The sequence below is a fragment of the Bacillus sp. LR--39 genome (assembly GCF_053613335.1).
In genome coordinates, this window is the sequence record NZ_JBSIOT010000890.1 from 1 (window position 1) to 704 (window position 704).

1 protein-coding gene is annotated in these 704 nt (G+C 39.8%); it reads left to right on the top strand.

Features of this window, described 5'->3' with window-relative positions:
- Positions 1–458 (top strand): FAD-dependent oxidoreductase (locus ACWHAR_RS27285; protein ID WP_452088459.1); only part of this gene is annotated, 458 nt, incomplete at its 5' end.
- Positions 459–704: the final 246 nt, after the last annotated feature.

Consider the following 704-nt stretch of genomic DNA (forward strand, 5'->3'; position numbering starts at 1 on the left):
CTCGTTTCGCTTCAAAAGTAACGATTGTTCACAGACGTGATAAACTCCGTGCTCAAAGTATTCTTCAAGCGAGAGCATTTGATAATGAAAAAGTTGACTTCCTATGGAACAAAACCGTGAAGGAAATTCATGAGGAAAACGGCAAAGTCGGTAACGTAACGCTTGTCGATACGGTAACCGGTGAAGAAAGTGAATTCAAAACAGACGGCGTATTCATTTACATCGGCATGCTTCCTCTGTCTAAACCGTTTGAAAACCTGGGCATTACGAATGAAGAAGGCTATATCGAAACAAACGATCGCATGGAAACTAAGGTTGAAGGGATTTTCGCTGCCGGAGACATCCGCGAAAAATCACTGCGCCAAATCGTAACGGCTACAGGAGACGGAAGCATTGCGGCACAAAGCGTACAGCATTATGTCGAAGAGCTTCAAGAAACGCTGAAAACCTTAAAATAAAAAGGGCTGTCATACGAGTTTCACATTACGTTACTGGGTTTTAATTCCGCTGTAACACATGTGTAATGCTTTTCGGTTATGATTAATAAAGTAATTGACCCCCTTTTTATAATGAATACACTTTTTTGGCACGGATTCTCCAGTTATCCGTGTCCTTTTTTTGTCCATAAATAAAAGATGAATGCCAGTTACAGCAAAATCATCTGAATTAAGGAATGAATATGCTGTAAAATAGAAGAAAAGATT